The organism is Microbispora sp. CSR-4 (assembly GCF_008033685.1).
Lineage (GTDB): Bacteria > Actinomycetota > Actinomycetes > Streptosporangiales > Streptosporangiaceae > Microbispora.
Window position 1 is genome coordinate 1 of sequence record NZ_VJVX01000007.1, and the last position, 18,943, is coordinate 18,943.

The 18,943-nt window shown below is 70.9% G+C and carries 18 protein-coding genes; 6 read left to right on the top strand and 12 right to left on the bottom strand.

The window, feature by feature from the left end:
• Positions 1-479: 479 nt before the first annotated feature.
• From FLV34_RS08495 to FLV34_RS08505, 3 genes are all read right to left on the bottom strand, one after another.
• Positions 480-854: an FKBP-type peptidyl-prolyl cis-trans isomerase gene (locus FLV34_RS08495; protein WP_142645787.1), complete on the bottom strand. Its 375-nt coding sequence runs from the start codon at positions 852-854 to the stop codon at positions 480-482.
• Positions 855-1,009: 155 nt separating this feature from the next.
• Entirely contained in the window at positions 1,010-1,702 is a 693-nt protein-coding gene (locus tag FLV34_RS08500; RefSeq protein WP_187280576.1) for a general stress protein, read from the bottom strand.
• Between the two features lie 50 nt (positions 1,703-1,752).
• Positions 1,753-3,192 (bottom strand): GuaB1 family IMP dehydrogenase-related protein, encoded by a 1,440-nt coding sequence (locus FLV34_RS08505; RefSeq protein WP_147942810.1) that lies wholly within the window; start codon positions 3,190-3,192, stop codon positions 1,753-1,755.
• A 104-nt stretch (positions 3,193-3,296) separates the two neighbouring features.
• On the opposite strand from FLV34_RS08505, the gene FLV34_RS08510 reads away from it, so the two are divergent.
• Positions 3,297-3,806 (top strand): GyrI-like domain-containing protein, encoded by a 510-nt coding sequence (locus tag FLV34_RS08510; RefSeq protein WP_142645785.1) that lies wholly within the window; start codon positions 3,297-3,299, stop codon positions 3,804-3,806.
• A 7-nt stretch (positions 3,807-3,813) separates the two neighbouring features.
• Here FLV34_RS08510 and FLV34_RS08515 read toward each other — a convergent pair whose 3' ends face one another.
• The 6 genes from FLV34_RS08515 to FLV34_RS08540 form a co-directional block, all read right to left on the bottom strand.
• Positions 3,814-4,359, bottom strand: a complete 546-nt coding sequence (locus tag FLV34_RS08515) for a hypothetical protein (protein WP_142645784.1) — start codon at positions 4,357-4,359, stop codon at positions 3,814-3,816.
• Complete coding sequence (locus tag FLV34_RS08520; protein ID WP_076434397.1) at positions 4,356-4,589, bottom strand: helix-turn-helix transcriptional regulator; 234 nt, start codon at positions 4,587-4,589, stop codon at positions 4,356-4,358. Before FLV34_RS08520 ends, FLV34_RS08515 begins: the two co-directional genes overlap by 4 nt.
• Before the next feature lie 30 nt (positions 4,590-4,619).
• Complete coding sequence (locus FLV34_RS08525) at positions 4,620-5,411, bottom strand: ABC transporter permease (RefSeq protein ID WP_142645783.1); 792 nt, start codon at positions 5,409-5,411, stop codon at positions 4,620-4,622.
• Entirely contained in the window at positions 5,408-6,280 is an 873-nt protein-coding gene (locus FLV34_RS08530) for an ABC transporter ATP-binding protein (RefSeq protein ID WP_147942811.1), read from the bottom strand. The genes FLV34_RS08525 and FLV34_RS08530 overlap by 4 nt, the downstream gene beginning before the upstream one ends.
• A gap of 96 nt (positions 6,281-6,376) precedes the next feature.
• Positions 6,377-7,024 (bottom strand): nitroreductase family protein, encoded by a 648-nt coding sequence (locus FLV34_RS08535; protein ID WP_142645781.1) that lies wholly within the window; start codon positions 7,022-7,024, stop codon positions 6,377-6,379.
• 211 nt (positions 7,025-7,235) lie between these two features.
• On the bottom strand, positions 7,236-8,354 hold the full coding sequence (locus tag FLV34_RS08540; RefSeq protein WP_142645780.1) for a CaiB/BaiF CoA-transferase family protein: 1,119 nt from the start codon (positions 8,352-8,354) through the stop codon (positions 7,236-7,238).
• A gap of 76 nt (positions 8,355-8,430) precedes the next feature.
• Between FLV34_RS08540 and FLV34_RS08545 the strand changes: the two genes are divergently transcribed.
• The 3 genes from FLV34_RS08545 to FLV34_RS08555 all read left to right on the top strand — a co-directional run bounded on the left by FLV34_RS08545 (position 8,431) and on the right by FLV34_RS08555 (position 12,261).
• Complete coding sequence (locus FLV34_RS08545) at positions 8,431-9,420, top strand: 2-hydroxyacid dehydrogenase (protein ID WP_142645779.1); 990 nt, start codon at positions 8,431-8,433, stop codon at positions 9,418-9,420.
• A 185-nt stretch (positions 9,421-9,605) separates the two neighbouring features.
• Complete coding sequence (locus tag FLV34_RS08550) at positions 9,606-10,976, top strand: FAD-binding oxidoreductase (RefSeq protein WP_147942812.1); 1,371 nt, start codon at positions 9,606-9,608, stop codon at positions 10,974-10,976.
• Positions 10,977-11,001: 25 nt separating this feature from the next.
• Positions 11,002-12,261 carry a class I SAM-dependent methyltransferase gene (locus FLV34_RS08555; RefSeq protein ID WP_142645777.1) on the top strand — a complete coding sequence of 420 codons (1,260 nt, stop codon included), beginning with the start codon at positions 11,002-11,004 and terminating at the stop codon, positions 12,259-12,261.
• Between the two features lie 6 nt (positions 12,262-12,267).
• On the opposite strand, the gene FLV34_RS08560 is transcribed toward FLV34_RS08555, so the two are convergent.
• On the bottom strand, positions 12,268-13,794 hold the full coding sequence (locus FLV34_RS08560; RefSeq protein WP_142645776.1) for a long-chain fatty acid--CoA ligase: 1,527 nt from the start codon (positions 13,792-13,794) through the stop codon (positions 12,268-12,270).
• Positions 13,795-13,941: 147 nt separating this feature from the next.
• Between FLV34_RS08560 and FLV34_RS08565 the strand changes: the two genes are divergently transcribed.
• Entirely contained in the window at positions 13,942-15,210 is a 1,269-nt protein-coding gene (locus FLV34_RS08565; protein WP_147942813.1) for a cytochrome P450, read from the top strand.
• A 9-nt stretch (positions 15,211-15,219) separates the two neighbouring features.
• Here the strand turns inward: FLV34_RS08565 and FLV34_RS08570 are convergent, their stop codons facing one another.
• Positions 15,220-15,639: a hypothetical protein gene (locus FLV34_RS08570; protein ID WP_142645774.1), complete on the bottom strand. Its 420-nt coding sequence runs from the start codon at positions 15,637-15,639 to the stop codon at positions 15,220-15,222.
• A 203-nt stretch (positions 15,640-15,842) separates the two neighbouring features.
• Between FLV34_RS08570 and FLV34_RS08575 the strand changes: the two genes are divergently transcribed.
• Positions 15,843-17,117: a cytochrome P450 gene (locus FLV34_RS08575; RefSeq protein ID WP_147942814.1), complete on the top strand. Its 1,275-nt coding sequence runs from the start codon at positions 15,843-15,845 to the stop codon at positions 17,115-17,117.
• 28 nt (positions 17,118-17,145) lie between these two features.
• On the opposite strand, the gene FLV34_RS40290 is transcribed toward FLV34_RS08575, so the two are convergent.
• A complete protein-coding gene (locus FLV34_RS40290) occupies positions 17,146-18,777 on the bottom strand; it encodes a hypothetical protein (protein ID WP_187280577.1) in 1,632 nt (543 codons plus the stop codon).
• Positions 18,778-18,943 lie beyond the last annotated feature (166 nt).

An 18,943-nucleotide genomic window follows, 5' to 3' on the forward strand; every position in this document is an offset into this window, starting at 1 on the left:
CCGCCGTGTCAACGTCCTGCACGCGATTCTGCGGCACAGGAGGCCGTACGACCCTAGCCATGTCCGGGCTGCGGTGGCTTGACAAAAGCATTAGGCAGCCTCCCGGAAGCCGGCGTTCGCGGGGGGCCGCCCCGCGGGCGGCCGTGAGGGGAGGAACCCCGATCGAAGGGGGTCATGGAGAGGCGGTTCGGGGGGGTATCTGCCACCCGGCCATCATCCTCGAACCGCTTCCGCTCTCCTACCCCCGAATCCGGTACCCCTGAATCCGGGACCCCTGAATCCGGGACCCGTGAATCCGGGACCCGTGAATCCGGGACCCGTGAATCCGGGACCCGTGAATCCGGGACCCGTGAATCCGGGACCCGTGAATCCGGGACCCGTGAATCCGGGACCCGTGAATCCGGGACCCGTGAATCCGGGACCCGTGAATCCGGGACCCCCGAATCCGGGGACGCCGCGGTCGCCTCACCGCGGCTCGGTCAGCCGACGCCGAGCAGGTCGACGACGAAGATGAGCGTCTCGCCGGGCTTGATGACGGCGCCCGCGCCGCGGTTGCCGTACCCGAGGTGCGGGGGGATCGTCAGACGCCGCCGTCCGCCGACCTTCATGCCGGCCACACCACGGTCCCAGCCGGCGATGACCCGGCCGCCGCCGAGCGGGAACTGGAACGGCTGGCCGCGGTTCCAGGAGGCGTCGAACTCCTCACCCGTGGAGAACGCCACCCCTACGTAGTGGACGGTCACGTTCTGCCCCGGCTTGGCCTCCGGCCCGTCCCCTTCGACGAGATCGACGATCTCCAGGTCCGCGGGCGGGGCGCCCTCGGGAAAGTCGATCTCCGGCTTCTCCAGTGCCACGTGGGCCTCCTGCTTCTGTAGTGCCCCAAGCGCTTGCGGTGCCGGTGGTTCCGGCAGGCTGACGACTCTACCGGGGGCGGCCGGCACGACAACGCCTTCCCCACCCGGGTGGGGAAGGCGCCGGAACTCCGCCGATGCCGAGAGGCGGCGAAGGGTCACGGGCGGCGGCCCCTCGGCAGGTCCGCCCGGTCGTCGTCGCGGGCCTGCGCCTGATCCACCGCCCGATCCTCCTCCGCCGGGTAGGCGGCGGCCTGCGGAGCGGTGTCGGCCGCGGCCGGCGACGTCGTGACGGGGCCGGCCGTCGGCGGGCGCTGGACGACGACGGTGTCGGCCGGCGGCGCACCGCCCTGCAGCAGGGCCTGGGCCTGGTCGAGCAGGGAAGAGGCCACCAGCACGTCGTAGCGCCCCGCGACGATCGAGCTCCGGGAGGAGAAGTCGCGCGTCCCGCCGGTGAAGGCGTGGCTGGTGAAACCGAAGGCCGCCCCGGCGATGGCGCCCCAGAGGATCGACCACAGCACCAGCCCGAAGAACGAGGTCGTGGTCGAAGTGAACAGCCCGAGGAACAGGCCGACGACGAACCCGAACACCGCGCCGGTGATCAGGCCGGACAGCGCCGCCCTGCCGTTGGTGAGCCGCCCGGTGACGGTCTCCTCCAGGCGCAGGTCGCTGCCGACGATCGCGGTGTTCTCCACCGGGAACCCGGCGTCGGACAGGGTGTCCACGGCGCGCTGCGCCGCGGTGTAGTTGTCGTAGCTGACCAGCAGCCGTCTGTCGGCCGCCATACTGACCGGCCCTCCGGCCGGGGAGTACTGCATGATCGCCTCCGCGGGGTAGTGCGGTCGGTACACGAACGCACTACCCCCGGAGAGCCCGATATTCCTCTACGGAACAGGAGGGGTCACCAGCTCTGGTGCAGCGGCATGCCCTCGCTGTAGCCGGAGGCGCTCTGCACGCCGATCACCGCCCGCTCGTGGAACTCCTCCAGGGTGGCGGCGCCCGCGTAGGTGCAGGAGGAGCGCAGACCGGCCACGATGGCGTCGATCTGGTCCTCCACACTGGGCCGCGCCGGGTCGAGGTACATCCGCGAGGTCGAGATGCCCTCCTCGAACAGCGCCTTGCGGGCCCGCTCGAACGGCGTGTCGTCGGCGGTGCGCAGCCGTACGGCTCGGGCCGAGGCCATGCCGAAGTTCTCCTTGTACTTCCGGCCGTCGGGGGCGGTGCGGGTGTCGCCGGGCGACTCGTACGTGCCGGCGAACCACGAGCCGATCATGACGTTGGAGGCTCCGGCGGCGAGCGCCAGCGCGACGTCGCGGGGGTGGCGCACGCCGCCGTCGGCCCACACGTGCCGCCCCAGGCGGCGGGCCTCGGCCGCGCACTCCAGCACGGCGGAGAACTGCGGCCGCCCCACGCCGGTCATCATCCGGGTCGTGCACATGGCGCCCGGGCCCACGCCGACCTTCACGATGTCGGCGCCCGCCTCGACGGGGTCGCGTACGCCCTCCGCCGTGACGACGTTGCCCGCCGCGACCGGCACCGAGGGCTTCAGCGCCCGCACGGCCCGCAGCGCCGAGATCATCTTCTCCTGGTGGCCGTGCGCCGTGTCGACCACGAGCACGTCGACACCGGCGTCGAGCAGTTCCTTGGACTTGGCGGCCACGTCGCCGTTCACCCCGACCGCCGCGGCGATCCGCAGCCGGCCGTTCGCGTCCACGGCGGGCTGATAGAGCGTGGAGCGCAGGGCGCCGGTGCGGGTGAGGATGCCGACCAGGCGGCCGTCCTCGTCCACCACGGGCGCCAGCCGGTGGCGGCCCTCGTGCAGCGCGTCGAACGCGGACTGCGGGTCCACGCCCCGCGGCAGCGTCTGCGGCGAGGCGGTCATGACCTGGGAGAGCTGGGTGAACATGTCGACGCCGTGGCAGTCGGCCTCGGTCACCACACCGACCGGGCGGTTGTCCCAGTCGACGACGATGACCGCGCCGTGCGCCCGCTTGGGCAGCAGGGTGAGCGCCTCGCCCACGGTGTCGTGAGGGGTGAGGGTGATGGCCGTGTCGTGGACGAGGTCACGGCTCTTCACCCATTCGATGACGTCGGCCACCACGTCGATCGGGATGTCCTGGGGGATGACGGTGATGCCGCCGCGCCGGGCGACGGTCTCGGCCATGCGGCGGCCCGCGACGGCGGTCATGTTGGCGACGACGACGGGGATCGTCGTGCCGGTTCCGTCGCCGGTGGACAGGTCCACGGCCAGGCGCGACCCGACCGAGGAGCGGGACGGCACCATGAAGACATCGCTGTACGTGAGATCGTAGGGCGGCGTCACATCATTGAGGAATCGCACGTTTGTCCAGCCTACGTTGTGAGCGGGTCATAAACGGCATTCCCGGCCGACGCCTGAGCAGACCCGGACACGGGATACATTGACCTCGCCTGAAAGGAGAGCACGTGATCATCGTTGACCGTCCGGAGGCGCTCGTCGTCGGCTATGCCGTGCGGACGACCAACGCGGCGGAGGCGGACCCGGCCCGCGCCCAGTTGCCGGGCCTGTGGGCCCGTGCCGGAGCGCCCGGAGCCTTCGCGCACGTGCCCGGCCGGGTCGACGAGAACCTGTACGCCGTGCTCACCGACTACGAGAGCGACCACAACGGCGCCTACACCCAGATCGTCGGCGTGGCCGTGCGCACGGCGGCGCGACTGCCCGAGGGCATGGTCGCCGTACGGGTGCCGGGCGTGCCGGCGCTGCTGTTCGAGGCGCGGGGACCGCTGCCGGGGGCGCTCGCCGAGGTCTGGCAGCAGGTGCGGCAGCACACAGAGTCGGGCGGCGTCCCGGCCCGCGCCTTCACCACCGACCTGGAGATCCACCACCCCGACGGCGTCGATCTCTTCGTGGCCACGCTGCCGTCGTTCGGTGAGCCCTCCGGGCCCCCGGCGCAGGCTCAGGCCACGCCGGCCTGACCGCCGGTCACTGCTCGTCGCCGGGGTCGTCGTCCGGCGGCGGGTCGGGCAGCCGCCACCCGGCGACCAGCAACGGCAGCACGTAGTGCGTGAGCCACACCGCGATGAGGCCGAGAGCGATGGCGGCCCCCGGCACCCGGGCCGCGGGGCCGTCTCCCCACATCGCGGCGAGGACCAGGGCCGTGACGACCGTGAGGATCAGCCGCATCAGCGTGTTGGCCACCGTGTAGGCGCGCAGCCGTTCCGCGATCTGCCGTTCGTCCAGGCGGCGCTCCGGCAGCGAGGCCAGTCCGCGCGTGGCGGCGTTCAGCGCGGTCACCGAGGGCAGGTAGCACACGAGCGCGATGGTCAGCAGCACGAAGTTGACCGTCACGGCCGTGTCGCTCGGCGCGATGTACCAGGACACGATGGCGTCGGCCCATATCACCAGCAGGCCGGTCGCGCCCACGGCGACGAGCAGGCGGCGCCGGGCGCGGGTGCGGTACAGCGGCACGAACATCGGGTGTTCCATGCTGCGGGCGGCGTGCGCGTGCCATCTTTCGCCCCAGTTCACGATGTGCTCCCGAGTTTGGGGAACGGCTTGAGGGAGAAGACGACCTCCACGGGCACCTCGAAGAACTCGGCGATCCGCAGGGCCAGGTGAAGGCTCGGGCTGTACTCGCCGCGCTCCAGGTAGCCCACCGTCTGGTAGTGCACCCCGAGCGCGGCCGCCAGATCCCGGCGCGAGACGCCGCGGTCGGCCCTCAGCACCGCGATGCGGTTGAACACCGGCTCCTCGGCCACGTCTCACCTCCGTCGGGCCTGCGAGTCCGCTCACCGTCCACGGACCCGGCGCAGCAACCAGGGGGCTAGAACCATACCGCCGACGGCCCACGCGCCCAGAACGGCCGCGGCCCGGCCGAGCGGCCAGCTGTTCCCGAGCTCGGCCGGGAGGACGGAGTCGGGCAGGAACACCGCGCGCAGTCCGAGGCCCTGCCAGTAGAGCGGGAAGACCTGGGCGATGCCGCGCACTATGCCGGGCATCATCTCCAGCGGGACCATCACCCCGGAGATGAGCATCAGGAGCATCGTCGGCAGGGCGAGCATGGCCGCGGCCGCCTTCGGGCCGGACACCAGGGTGCCGATGGCCGCGCCGATGGGGACGACGGCCAGCGTGCCGAGCACCAGGACCCAGACGAGCGTCAGCCACCGCCCGGGTGTCGGCGGCGTGGCCGCCCCGCCGAGCGGCACGGCCGCCACCAGGACGAGCGCGGCGTTGAGCCCGATCGTGAGCAGCGTCGTGACGGCCCGCCCGGTCAGGTAGACCCGGATGCCTCCCGGCAGCGTCCGGGCGCGCATCAGCGTGCCCTCCTCGCGATCGGCGGCGATCAGCATGGGCAGCCCCATCAGCCCGGTCGAGAACGCCGCGAACGCCAGGAACCCCGGCGTCATGAACGCCGCCATCGACACGGGCGTGCCCGGCACGTTGTTGCCGCCGATGAACAGGATGAGCACCACGTAGGTGCCGACGGTCCCGACAACGGCGTTCAGCAGTTCCTTGCGGTCGCTCCAGAGGTTGAGCTGCTCGGTCCAGCCCCGCCGCAGCCCCAGAATGGTCGCGTTCATCGTGCCCCTCCCACGGTCGCCGTCTCGCGCGTTCCCCGCGCCTCCTCGATGAGATCCAGGTAGCTCTCCTCCAGGGTCGGCCGCCTGATCTCCAGCCCGGGGACCGGGCCGCCGTACCGCTGGTGCAGTTCCCAGGCCACCCCGGAGGGATCGGCGGTCTCCAGCTCGCCGTCCGCCCAGCGGACCAGCGACGGCGCCTGTACGGCGTGCGCCAGCTCGGCGGGGCTGCCGCAGGTGACCACCCGCCCGGCGACGAGCACGGCGATCCGCCCCGACAGCCGCTCGGCCTCGGCCAGGTCGTGCGTGGTGAGCAGCACGGTCAGGCCGTCCTCGCCGGCCAGCCGCTCGATCAGCTGGTGGAACTCCCGCCGGGCCTCGGGGTCGAACCCGGTCGTGGGCTCGTCGAGGAACAGCACGTCGGGGCGGCCGACGATGCCGAGCGCGACGTCGAGCCTGCGGCGCTGGCCCCCGGACAGCACCCCGGCCCGGTTGCGCGCCGCCTCGGTCAGGCCGAGCGCGGCGAGCAGCTCGTCGACGTCGTGGGGATCGTCGTAGTGCGCCGCGACGTGCGCGAGCAGGTCGCGCACCCGCCAGCGGGGGTGGTCGCGCCACGACTGCATGACCACGCCGAGCCGTGCCCGCCAGGCGTCCCCGGCGTGCGCCGGGTTCTCGCCGAGCACCTCGACCTCGCCGGACCAGCCCGTACGGAACCCTTCCAGGATCTCGACCAGGGTGGTCTTGCCGGCGCCGTTGGGCCCCAGCAGCGTGAACACCTCGCCCCTGCGCAGGTCGAGGTCGACGCCGTTCAGGACCTGAACAGGCCCGTACGCCATGCGGAGTCCGCGTACGCGGATGGCGACGTCAGGCATGCGCCCTCCAATGAAGTAGCCGTGCTCTCGAATGTAGTAGATGTACTACATTCGATTCAAGACCTGCTTCATTGGAGGGCGATCAGCGTGATCGGCTCAGGGCGTCCAGAGGGGCTCGGGGATCTCGAAGCCGACCGGCTCACCCCACTGGTTGCGGAAGGACACCTCGTGGGCGGGCCGGCGCGGGGCCACACCCCACCGGCCGGTCGGGTAGCCGAAGGTGACGGTGCAGGCGATCTGCCAGCCCTTGCCCTCGGGCACGCCGAGGATCCGCATGGTCTCCTCGCCGTGGAACAGCCCCAGCACGGTGGTCAGCGCGCTGCCCACCCCGAACGCGCGGGCGGCGAGCTGGGCGCTCCAGACCGAGGGATAGATGGAGCCGCCGCTGGTGTCGTTGCGGGTGAAGGCGAACAGCATCAGGGGATAGGACTCGAAGTGGTCGGCCAGGTGCTGGGCCGACCGCATGACGCTGAGCGTGCGGGTGTCGCCGGTCGCCTCGGCCCGCTCGCGCATCGGCTTGTAGTGCGTCTCGAACAGGACGCCGAGCGCCTGCCGGTAGAGCGGCCCGAGCTGCTCCTTCACCCTGGTGTCGTCCACCAGCAGGAACCGCCAGCTCTGGGTGTTGCCCGGGCTGGGGGCGCGGACGGCGGCGTCCAGGATGCGTTCCTGCACCTCCATCGGGATCGGGTCGGGCTTGACCCGCCGCATGGCGCGGGTCGTGTAGAGGGCTTCGAAAACGTCCATGTGCGGGGGAACTCCTCGATCGTCACAGGGGGGAACGGGGGAAACGGGGGGGCAGGGGGCTAAGGGGCAGAGGCGGCGGGCAGGGGGCGGGAGGCAGGGGGCGGCGGGCAGGGGTCAGGCCGGAACCGCGGGGGAGCCGGTCGGGCCGGAACGGCCGAGGGGGCGGGGCCGGGGTCGAACTGCCGAGAAGGTCGGGCGCTGCGGGAACCGGTCAGGCGAGCACACCGGCGGCGCGCAGGGCCTTCGCCTCGTCGGCGGGCAGGCCCCAGGCGCTCAGGTCGTGCAGCCGGGTGGCCGGGGACAGGTCGCCGCGCGGCGCGCCGACCAGCCGGGGCGCGGGCGCGGCCTGCGGCAGCCCGTCGACCTCCACGAACGTGCCGCGCGCCCGGTTGTGCGGATGCCGTACGGCCTCGCGCGGGTCGAGCACAGGGGACACGCACGCGTCGGACCCTTCGAAGACCGCCTCCCACTCGGCCCGGGTGCGCGACCGGAAGATCTCGGTCAGCCGCTCCCTGATGGCCGGCCAGTTGGCCGGGTCGTCGCGGTCGGGCATGTCCTCCACACCCATCCGGGCGAGCATCTCGGCCCAGAACCGCGGTTCGAGCGGGCCCACGGCGAGATGGCCGCCGTCGGCCGTCTCGTACGTGTCGTACATGGGCGCGCCGGTGTCGAGGAGGTTGGTGCCGCGCGGGCCCCAGTGACCGGAGTGCACCCCGGCGTAGAACATCGAGAACAGCAGCGCCGCGCCGTCGACCATCGCGGCGTCCACCACCCGGCCGCGTCCGGTGCGCTCGCGTTCCAGCAGCGCCAGCAGCACGCCGTACGCCAGCATGAGCCCGCCGCCGGCGAAGTCGCCCAGGATGTTGATCGGCGGGGTGGGCTTCTCGCCCGCGCGGCCCAGCATCGACAGCACCCCCGCGATCGCGATGTAGTCGATGTCGTGCCCCGCCGTGGAGGCGAGCGGGCCGTCCTGTCCCCAGCCGGTCATGCGGCCGTAGACCAGCCGCTCGTTGACCGCGTGGAGGTCGGCGGGCCCGATGCCGAGCCGTTCGGCGACTCCGGGCCGGAACACCTCGATCACCACGTCGGCCCGCTCGGCCAGCCGCTTGAAGGCGGCCACGCCCTCCGGCGACTTCAGGTCGAGGCCGATCGTGCGCTTGCCGCGGTCCATGACGTCGCGGCGCGGGGTGTCGCTCACGGCCTTCACCCGGTCGACGCGCAGCACCTCGGCGCCGTGGTCGGCCAGCATCATCCCGGCGAACGGCCCGGGTGCGAGACCGGCCAGCTCAAGCACCCGGATCCCCGTCAGCGGCCCCCGCGACTCCTCCATCCGAACCCTCCTCGGAGCGGTATCACTTCACGCGCATTAGTAGAACATGTTTCTGTAGGCATGCGAGACTGCGCCCGTGACGTGGAATGTTCTTGCCCTGCCACCGCTCCCGGAGGACGCGGTGCGCGGCCTGCTCGCCGACCTCGACGGCCGCGTCGAGGTGCGCGTCCCCGCCCGCCACGACCGCGCGGCGCTGCTCGACGCACTGCCCGAGGCCGAGATCGTCGTCGGCGACTGGAGCGGGGCCCTGGCCCTCGACGCGGAGGCCGTACGGCTGGCGCCGCGCCTGGCGTTCGTGCAGCAGCCGTCGGTCGGCGTCGACGGGCACGACCTGGAGGCGCTGGCCCGCGCCGGGGTGCCCCTCGCCAACACGGCGGGGGTGAACGCCGCCGCGGTGGCCGAATGGTGCCTGGCCGCCGCGCTGGCGCTGCTGCGCCATCTCGCGGACGGCGACCGGGCCATGCGGGCGGGGGAGTGGCCGCAGTTCGCCTACCAGCGCCGCGAGCTGTCCGGCTGCCGGGTGGGGGTGATCGGTTTCGGGCCGATCGGCGCGGCCTGCGCCCGCATGTTCGGCGCGCTCGGCTGCCGGGTCTCCTACTGGTCGCGCACGCCCAAGCCCGAGACGTACGGCGCGGACTACGCGGATCTCGACACGCTGGTGGCGGGCAGCGACGTGGTCGTCCTGGCCGTGGCGCTCGCGCCCGAGACCGTCGGGCTGATCGACGCGGCGCGGATCGCCCGCATGCCCAGGGGATCGGTGCTGGTCAACGCGGCCAGGGGCGCGGTGGTCGACAACGCGGCGCTGTTGACCGCGCTGGAGTCCGGTCACCTCGCCGGAGCGGCGCTGGACGTGTACGACAGCGAGCCCCCGGCGCCGGACGACCCGTTGCGCTCCTGTCCGCAGGTCCTGCTGTCGCCGCACGCCGCCGGGGTGACGCCCGAGGCGACGACGCGGCTGATCCGGTGCGTGCTCGACAACCTCACCGCCGCGACGGAAGGCCGTCCGGTGGTCAACGTGGTCAACGGCGCCGATCCCCTGGTCCGCCGTCGCGTGCCCGGCGGATGACGAATTCCCCTGTTACGGCAGGGGCGCCGGAGGCGATGAAAAAGAGCAGGATACGATCTACGCCGACGGTGCGCCGCGGGAATTCCAGATAGTTTTCCGGGGCGTAACGTGTCTACTCTGGTCTGCGTTCCCCGCCGGGGATAGCGTGCCAAGAGCCGATCTCTACGATCCATGGGGGTGGTGTCATGCCAGAGCGCACGGCCAGTATGACCGCCCATCAGAAGGCCGTCGAGCAGATCAGGGACTCCTACGCGGCCATACCGGAGGACTCCGCTCCCCGGCTCGCCAAGGCCACGACGAACCTGTTCCGCTTCCGCGCGCCGGCCAAGACGGCGACGCTGTCCGCCCGCGATCTGGACCAGGTCATAGACGTCGACCCGGTGACCATGACCGCCGAGGTCCAGGGCATGACGACGTACGAGAACCTGGTGGACGCGACGCTTCCGTACGGGCTCATGCCCTACGTGGTGCCGCAGCTCAAGACGATCACGCTGGGCGGCGCGGTCACGGGCCTCGGCATCGAGTCGACGAGCTTCAAGGACGGTCTGCCGCACGAGTCGGTCGAGGAACTGGAGATCCTCACCGGCGACGGGCGGATCGTCGTGGCCCGGGCCGACAACGAGCACGCGGACCTGTTCCACGCGTTCCCCAACTCCTACGGCACGCTCGGCTACGCGCTGCGGATCCGCATCAAGCTGGCCAGGGTGAAGCCGTACGTCAAGCTGACGCACATCCGCTTCAGCGACGCCGGCAAGTGCATGCTCGCCATGCAGGAGATCTGCGACAGCCGCGAGCACGACGGCGAGCGGGTCGACTTCGTCGACGGCACGTTCTTCGGCCCGGACGAGCTGTACATCACGGTGGGCTCGTTCTCCGACCGGGCGCCCTACACGTCCGACTACACCGGCATGCGGATCTACTACCAGTCGATCCGCAGCCGCGTCCGCGACTGGCTGACGGTGCGCGACTACCTGTGGCGCTGGGACACCGACTGGTTCTGGTGCTCGCGCGCCTTCGGGGTGCAGCAGCCGCTGGTCCGCTCGCTCCTGCCGCGCCGCTACCTGCGGTCGGACGTCTATCGCAAGCTCGTCGGCCTCGACCAGAGGTACGGCGTGACCGCCCGGATCGACCGCTGGCGGAACAACCCCGTGCACGAGTCGGTCATCCAGGACGTCGAGGTGCCCATCGAACGCGGCGCCGAGTTCCTGGAGGTCTTCCACGACAGGGTCGGTATGACCCCGGTGTGGATGTGCCCGCTCAAGGCGACCGACCGGTGGGCCCTATACCCGCTGGAACCCGGCCGCCTGTACGTGAACTTCGGTTTCTGGGGCATGGTTCCGCTGCCGCGCGGCCAGTACGACGGGTACTACAACCGGCTGATCGAGCGGGCGGTGCATTCGCTCGACGGCCACAAGTCGCTCTACTCCACCTCCTTCTACGAGCGGGAGGAGTTCTGGCGGCTTTACAACGGAGACGCCTACTGGCCGGTCAAGCGCGCCTACGACCCGGGCGGCCGGCTGCTGGACCTCTACGACAAGTGCGTCAGAGGCCGGTAGGCGTCGATACGTCGGGAGAGGTGCAATGACTCTTGCGAAGATCTTCGAGAAGATCGTCGGTCCTGACGCCGGCGTCGAGTTCGTCGCCTATGACGGCAGCAAGGCCGGATCCTCGGGGGCGGACCTCCGCATCGAGGTGAAGTCGCCCGTGGCGGTGGCCTACCTCGCGCAGGCGCCGGGAGAGCTCGGCCTCGCCCGCGCGTACATCTCCGGGCACATCGACGTGCACGGGGACATGTACACCCTGCTCGACCGGATGTGGTCGCTGACCCTGAACGACCTGCCGCTCAGCGAGAAGATCGCCGCGATCCGGTCGCTCGGGATCAAGCCGCTGCTGATGCGCGTCCAGCCGCCGCCGCAGGAGGCGCGGCAGAGCACGCTGGCGAAGCTGGGCAGCCGGCACGCCAAGCAGCGCGACGCCGAGGTGATCCATCACCACTACGACGTCTCCAACCGCTTCTACGAGTGGGTGCTCGGCCCCTCCATGGCGTACACGTGCGCGGTCTTCCCGCGGCCGGACGCGACGCTGGAGGAGGCGCAGTACGCGAAGTTCGACCTGGTCGCCAAGAAGCTCGACCTCAAGCCCGGCATGCGGCTGCTCGACGTCGGCTGCGGCTGGGGCGGCATGGTCATGCACGCGGCCAGGGAGTACGGCGTGAAGGGCCTGGGCGTCACGCTGTCGCGCCAGCAGGCCGAGTGGGCGCAGAAGGCCATCGCGGAGGCCGGGCTGTCCGAGCTCGCCGAGGTCCGCTACATGGACTACCGCGACGTCGCGGAAACCGGTTTCGACCGGGTCAGCTCGATCGGCCTCACCGAGCACATCGGCAAGGACAACCTGCCGTCGTACTTTTCCTTCCTGTACGGCAAGCTCAAGCCGGGCGGGCGCATTCTCAACCACTGCATCACCCGCCCGACCAGCACCGAGAAGACCATCAACAAGGGCGGCTTCATCAACCGCTACGTCTTCCCGGACGGCGAGCTCGAGTCGGTGGGCTACCTGATCCGCCAGATGGAGGACACCGGTTTCGAGGTCCGCCACGAGGAGAACCTGCGCGAGCACTACGCGCTGACGCTGCGCGAGTGGTGCAAGAACCTCGACGCCCACTGGGACGAGGCGGTCGAGGAGGTCGGCCAGGGCACCGCCCGGGTCTGGCGGCTCTACATGGCCGGCTGCGTCGTCGGGTTCGAGCGCAACAAGGTGCAGCTGCACCAGGTGCTCGGCGTCCGGCTCGACGACGAGGGACAGGCACACGTGCCGCTGCGCCCGTCCCTCGACTGGCCGTAAAGAGCTCTAGCGCAACTCGCGCTTGAGGATCTTGCCGGTGGCGGTCATCGGCAGGGACTCGCGGAACTCCACGATCCGCGGGTACTTGTAGGCCGCCATCGTCTCCCGGCACCACGCCACCAGTTCCTCCTCGGTGATCGTGGCACCGGGCTTGCGGATGACGTACGCCTTGACCTCCTCGCCGTGGGAGTCGTGGGGCACCCCGACGACCGCGGCGAGCGAGACCGCGGGGTGGGTCATGAGGACCTCCTCGATCTCCCGCGGATAGACGTTGAAGCCGCCGCGGATGATCATGTCTTTGGCCCGGTCGACGATGAAGTAGTAGCCGTCCTCGTCGCGCCGGGCCACGTCGCCGGTGCGGAACCAGCCGTCCTTCATGACCTGGGCCGTCGCCTCGGGCCGGTTGTAGTAGCCCTTCATGATGTTGTGGCCGCGGATGGCGATCTCGCCGATCTCGTCGGTCGTGTTCCACTCGGCGTCGACCAGCTTCATCTCCACGCCCCAGATCGGCGTGCCGATCGAGCCGGCCTTCGCGGGCCTGCCCGGCTGGTTGAACGAGGCCACGGGCGCGGTCTCCGACAGGCCGTACCCCTCCAGGACGTTCACGCCGAACGTCGCGCTGAAGTCCTTGAGCACCTCGACCGGCAGCGCCGAACCGCCGGAGGCCGCCGTCACCAGCGACGACGGCACCTCGGCCGCGCCGGCGTGCACGGCAGTGAGCATGGCCCAATACATGGTCGGCACACCCGCGAACAGCGTGACCTTCTCCCGGTTCATCAGCGTGAGGGCCTCGACCGGTTCGAAGCGCGGCATCAGCACGAGTGTGGCTGCGCGCAGGAACCCGGCGTTCATCAGCACCGTCTGCCCGAAGGAGTGGAACAGCGGCAGCGCGACGAGATAGGTGTCCTCCCCCTGCCGGGGGAACATGCCTTCGCTGACCATGGCGTTCATGACCATGTTCTGGTGGGTGAGCTCGGCGCCCTTCGGCTGGCCGGTGGTGCCGCTCGTGTAGAGGATCACCGCCGTGTCGTCGGCGGAGGTCTGCACGGTCTCGAACTCGCCGGACACCCCGTCGAGGGCCGCCCACAGCGTCTCGCCGAGCTCGGACTCGGTGGCGAACGGCGTGGCGGGCAGCACGAAGAAGTGCTCGGCGCCCTCGGCGTCGGCGAAGCCGGCCCGGCCCCGCTCGCCCAGCGGCAGCTCCGGCGAACCCTCGAAGCAGAAGAAGGCCTTGGCGTCGGAGTCGTCCAGGTGATAGGCGATCTCCCTGGCCTGCAGCAGCACGTTCAGCGGGACGACGGTCGCGCCCGCCTTGAGGATCCCGTAGTAGACGAACGGGAAGTAGGGCACGTTGGGGCAGGCCAGTGCCACCTTGTCGCCCCTGCCGATGCCGCGCGAGACCAGCAGGTTGGCGACCTGGTTGGCCACGGTGTTCACGAGCGAGTACGGCAGGCGCATGTCGCCGAAGACGACCGCGGTGGCGTCGGGCTTCTCCCGTGCGCTGTCTTCCAGCACGACGGCCAGGTTGAGCATTGCCGCTCCCTCTTCTATCGGACCCCTCGGTCCATACCAACCGGTAGGTACCTCAGCGTAACGGCTCAAGGTCCGGATTTTGAGGGTCTGGTTACAAGGGCGTTCCCGACCCTTGACGATGCCGTGCCCCCGCACAAGAGTGGCGGCATGGACACGGCTGCCGACCTGTCCCGCATCCCGTTCTGGGGCCTGCCCCAGGCCGAGCGGCACGAGGCGTTCCGCCGCCTGCGGGCGCTCGACCACCCCGCCTTCTTCCGCGAGAACAAGATCCCCTTCATCGGTCACGGCGCCGGTTACTACGCGCTGGTGCGGCACGCCGACGTGACCGAGGCCAGCCGCGACCCCGCCGTCTTCAGCAGCGAGCCGACGGCCAACAGCATCCCGGACATGCCCCGCTGGCTGGCGGTCTACTTCGGCTCGATGATCAACATGGACGATCCCCGGCACGCCCGGCTGCGGCGGATCGTCTCGCGGGCGTTCACCCCGCGCATCCTGGCCAAGATGGAGGAGGACCTGAGCCGGGCCGCCCGGGAGATCGTCGGCGCCGCCGTACGGGAGGGGCCGGGCGACTTCGTCACCCAGATCGCCGCCCGGTTACCCGTACGGGTGATCTGCGACATGATGGGCATCCCGGCCGATCATCACGACCGGGTGCTGCGCCGTACGAACACGATCCTGGCCAACGCCGACTCCGAATATTCGGGGGTCGCGGCCGACCCGTCCCGGCCGGACGGCTCCTTCGGCCGCTGGACCACGGCCCGGGGCCTGGCCGCGCTGCTGCGGGCCGGGCACGACCTGAACGCGCTGGCCCGCCGCCTGGCCGCCGAGCGCCGCCGCCGGCCCACCGACGACCTGACCAGCAGGCTCGTGAACGGCGAGGAACGCCTGACCGCCCAGGAGCTCGGCTCGTTCTTCATCCTGCTGGTCGTCGCGGGCAGCGAGACCACGCGCAACGCCATCGCCCACGGGCTCAAACTGCTCACCGACCACCCCGGCCAGCGCGCGCTGCTGCTGGAGGACTTCGACGGGCGCATCGCGGGCGCGGTGGAGGAGATCGTCCGCTACTCCAGCCCGGTCATCCAGTTCCGGCGCACCGTGACCCGGGACCACACGATGAACGGCCACGACTACCGCGCGGGCGACAAGGTCCTGCTGTTCTACAACTCGGCGAACCGCGACGAGACGGTCTTCCGCGACCCCGACGTCTTCGACATCACCCGCAGCCCCAACCCCCACGTCGGCTTCGGCGGCCCCGGCCCCCACTACTGCCTGGGCGCCCACCTCGCCCGCCGGGAGATCACCGTGATGTTCCGGGAGCTGTTCGACCGCATGCCCGCCATCCGGTCCGTCGGCGAGCCGTCCTATCTGCTGTCCAACTTCATCAACGGCGTCAAGCACATGAGCTACCGGTTCTGAACGCCGGCCTCAGTGGGCGTACTCGTCGAGGCGCCGGAACATGGCCGCCAGCATCAGCGGGAACATCAGGACGTGGGCGGCGACCATCACGGCCATGCCGTCGATCATGCCCAGCCACAGGAGCGGGAAGAGCGGCACGACCGGGACGAACATCGCGGCGCACATCTCCAGGGTCGGAGCCCAGGAGTGCCCGCGCACCCGCATCCACGCCGCCATGCCGGCCGACATGTCGAACGCCATCAGCAGGTAGGCCGGCTCGGGATCACTGTCGTACGAGGGGTCGAACCCCAGGGCGGACCACAGCAGGCCGAGCGCGAACATCCCGGCGAACATCGCGATGATCATCTCGACGTAGTGGAGGGCGAAACGTCCCCAGCGCCGGATGCCGCTCCGGTTGCCGGTGTGTCCTTCAGGCGTCGTGTCAGTCATGGCCCAACTGTCCGGGCGCCCCGGCGACGCGCCAAGGAGCGAGACGAGAACAGGTCCGAAATCCTGCGCTCCCCGTCCGTCCGGCCCCGTCCGTCCTCCCGCCGCCGGCGCATGGGCGTCTGAGCCGCTGCGGGTGAACGGTCCGGTGTGGCAGACTAGAAACCGAATGTGGTTCTAGTCACTCGGAAGGGCCGGCCCCCACCATGACGACACAGCCCACGGAGCGTACGCCCATCACCTCGGCGGCGGACATCGACCTGAACGACTGGGACTTCTGGGGCCGCCCGGACGAGGAGCGGGAGCACGCGTTCCGGCTGCTGCGCGACCTGGACAAGCCGGCCTTCTTCCCCGAGCCCGAGTTCAGCCTGGGCGGCATCACCGGGCCGGGTTACCACGCGCTCGTCAGGCACGCCGACATCCTGGAGGCCAGCCGCAACCCCGAGGTCTTCTGCTCGGGCGACGGCGGGGCCACCAACATCCCCGACCTGCCGGGGGAGTTCGCCGAATACTTCGGCTCGATGATCAACATGGACGACCCGCGGCACGCGCGCCTGCGGCGGATCGTCTCGCGCGCCTTCACGCCGAGGATGATCAAGCAGTTCGAGTCCGACGTGGACGCCGCCGCCTCGCGCATCGTGGACGAGCTGCTGGAGACCGGCCCCGGCTGTGACTTCGTCACCGAGGTGGCCGCCAAGCTGCCCCTGAAGATCATCTGCGACATGATGGGCATCCCGGAGAAGGACTATCAGTTCGTCTTCGACCGCTCGAACATCGTCCTCGGCGCCACCGACCCCGAATATGTCAGCAAGCGCGAGGACATCGCCCACGCGCTGCTCACCGCGGGGATGGAGCTGCAGCAGCTCGTGCAGGACCTGGCCGCGCTGCGGATGGAGACCCCCACCGACGACCTCACCTCGTCCCTCGTCAACGCCAACATCGACGGGGAGCGGCTGACCGCCCAGGAGCTCGGCTCGTTCTTCATCCTGCTCGTCGTGGCGGGCAACGAGACCACGCGCAACGCCATCTCGCACGGCATGCGGCTGCTCACGCTCAACCCGGACCAGCGCCGGCTGTGGCTGGAGGACTTCGAGGGCCGGGCGCCGCGCGCGATCGAGGAGATCGTCCGGCTGGCCGCGCCGGTCAACTACATGCGCCGCAAGGTCACCCGCGACCACGAGATGAACGGCAACCTCTACCGCATGGGCGAGAAGGTCCTGCTGTACTACTGGGCGGCCAACCGCGACGAGCGGGTGTTCGACGACCCGCTGCGCTTCGACATCCTGCGCGACCCGAACCCGCACGTCGGATTCGGCGGCCCGGGCCCCCACTTCTGCCTCGGCGCGCACCTGGCCCGCCGCGAGATCACCGCGATGTTCCGCGAGCTGCTGCGGCGGGTCCCGCAGATCGAGGCGGGCGCACCGGAGCGTCTGCTGTCCAGCTTCATCAACGGCATCAAGCACATGCCCTGCGAGTTCTGACCGGCCGGGCTCCGGGCCCGGCCGGCGGTCAGCCGAGGGGCTTGATCGACCGGAAGACCGTGTTGATGTCGGGGAGCAGGTCGTTCTTGAGCTCCGGCACGGCCATGTAGACGATCGTGGGAAGGTCGGCGCCGGTGTTCACGGCCGCGACGACGACCGTGGTGGTCGCGCCGTCGGCGGTCACCTTGTAGGCCGCCGCGAGCCCGGTGAGGTTGTTGCGCGCCAGGCGCTGCTGGGCCACCTTGGCGATCTTGTTGTCCTTGGGGAACTGGGTCTGCCGTGCCCGGTACATCACCGCGTTGATCACCGGGCCCAGATTGTCGGGCGTGGTGTACTTCGCGGCCAGCGACTGCGCCAGCGTGCCCGACATGACCACGGCGAACTCGCGCTTGCCCTTGGTCGTCATGCCGGCCGGCACGTACTGCCTGGTGGTGAAGCCGTACGTCGCCTTGACCTGCGCCGGGTCGGCGTCCGCCTGCCAGGGGCCGCCGAGCTTGGGCAGCGTGACGCGGCCGGCGGTGTCGGTGAGCACACCGTTCACCGGGGAGGCGGTGCCCTTGTAGACGGGCAGCCGTGACGCGGTCTGCGTCTGCGGCTTGGTCGTGGTGGCGGTCTTGGCGGGGGTCGGCTTCGCCGACGTCGAAGCCTCGGCCGCGTCGCCGGAGCTGAGCGGCCCGGCGGCGAACGCCCACACGAGCACCCCGACGAGCGCGGCGACGACCGAGGCCACCAGCGCGTAGAGCCAGACCGGCCGGCCGTCCTCGTCGTCCTCGTACTCGTCGATGGCCTGGTAGTTCTCCCCGAACACCGTGTTCCACAGCTCCTGCTGCCGGTGCGCGGGAGGGGTCTTGGGCCCGCTGATCTGTCCCGCCGTCACGAACGGCCGGTACGGATCCTCCGGCTGGGGCGGGGCCTGCGGCGCGCCGGAGGCGTGCGGCGGGGTGGCGGAGGCGTGCGGAGCAGCCGGGGCGGACTCGGCGTACGAGCGGACCGACGGGGTGAACGGCGCGGACGGCCGGGAGTGGTCAGGGCTCCCGGGCATCGCACCACCGGGCATCTGGGCGCCTGGCGTCGCGCCGTGGGCCGGGCCTTCGGGCATCGCACCACCGGGCATCGCACCACCGGGCATCTGGCCGCCGGGCATCGCACTCCCCGGCATCGCATTTCCCGGCATGGCGCCGCCGGAGAACTGACCTCCGTACGGGCCGGGCTGCCCCGACCCCTGGCCCTGACCATGCCCCGCGGGCCCCGCGGGCCCCGCGGGGCCCTGTGTGCCGTACGCCGGCGAGGGGCTCCCGAATCTCTCCGCGCTCCCGAATCTCTCCGCGCCACCGAAGCCTTCAGCGCCGCCGAATCTCTCCGTACGGCCGAAGTTCTCCCCGCCGCGGAAGTTCTCCGTGCCTCCGGCGCCCCCCGAGCCGCTGTAGCCGTCCCGGGTGAAGGCGGGGTAGGACCGCTCCGGAGCCGCGCCCGGAAGCGGGCCCCCCGCCATGGTCGCGGTCGCGTCCGCGGACTGCTGGGGCGTCCCCGGCGTCCCCTCGACGAACGACCTGACGGTCGGGGTGAAGGATGACGAGGACGGAGGTGGCGCCTCGGGCCAGGCAGGCGGGATCTCCGGCCACGACGGCTCCCGCTGGTGTTCGCTGCGGTCCGTGGGCACGGTACCTCCCGAGATCATGCCCGAATTGGGGGTGCCTGGCATGATCTCATGCGAGCCGGGGGCTGCCGCAGCGAAACCGCGGAATGCCTCTCGGAACTGCTCACCTGTGGGGTCGGTGGGCGGGTCCTGCATCGGCAAATCCGCGGGCGGAAATGAGTTGGCCACA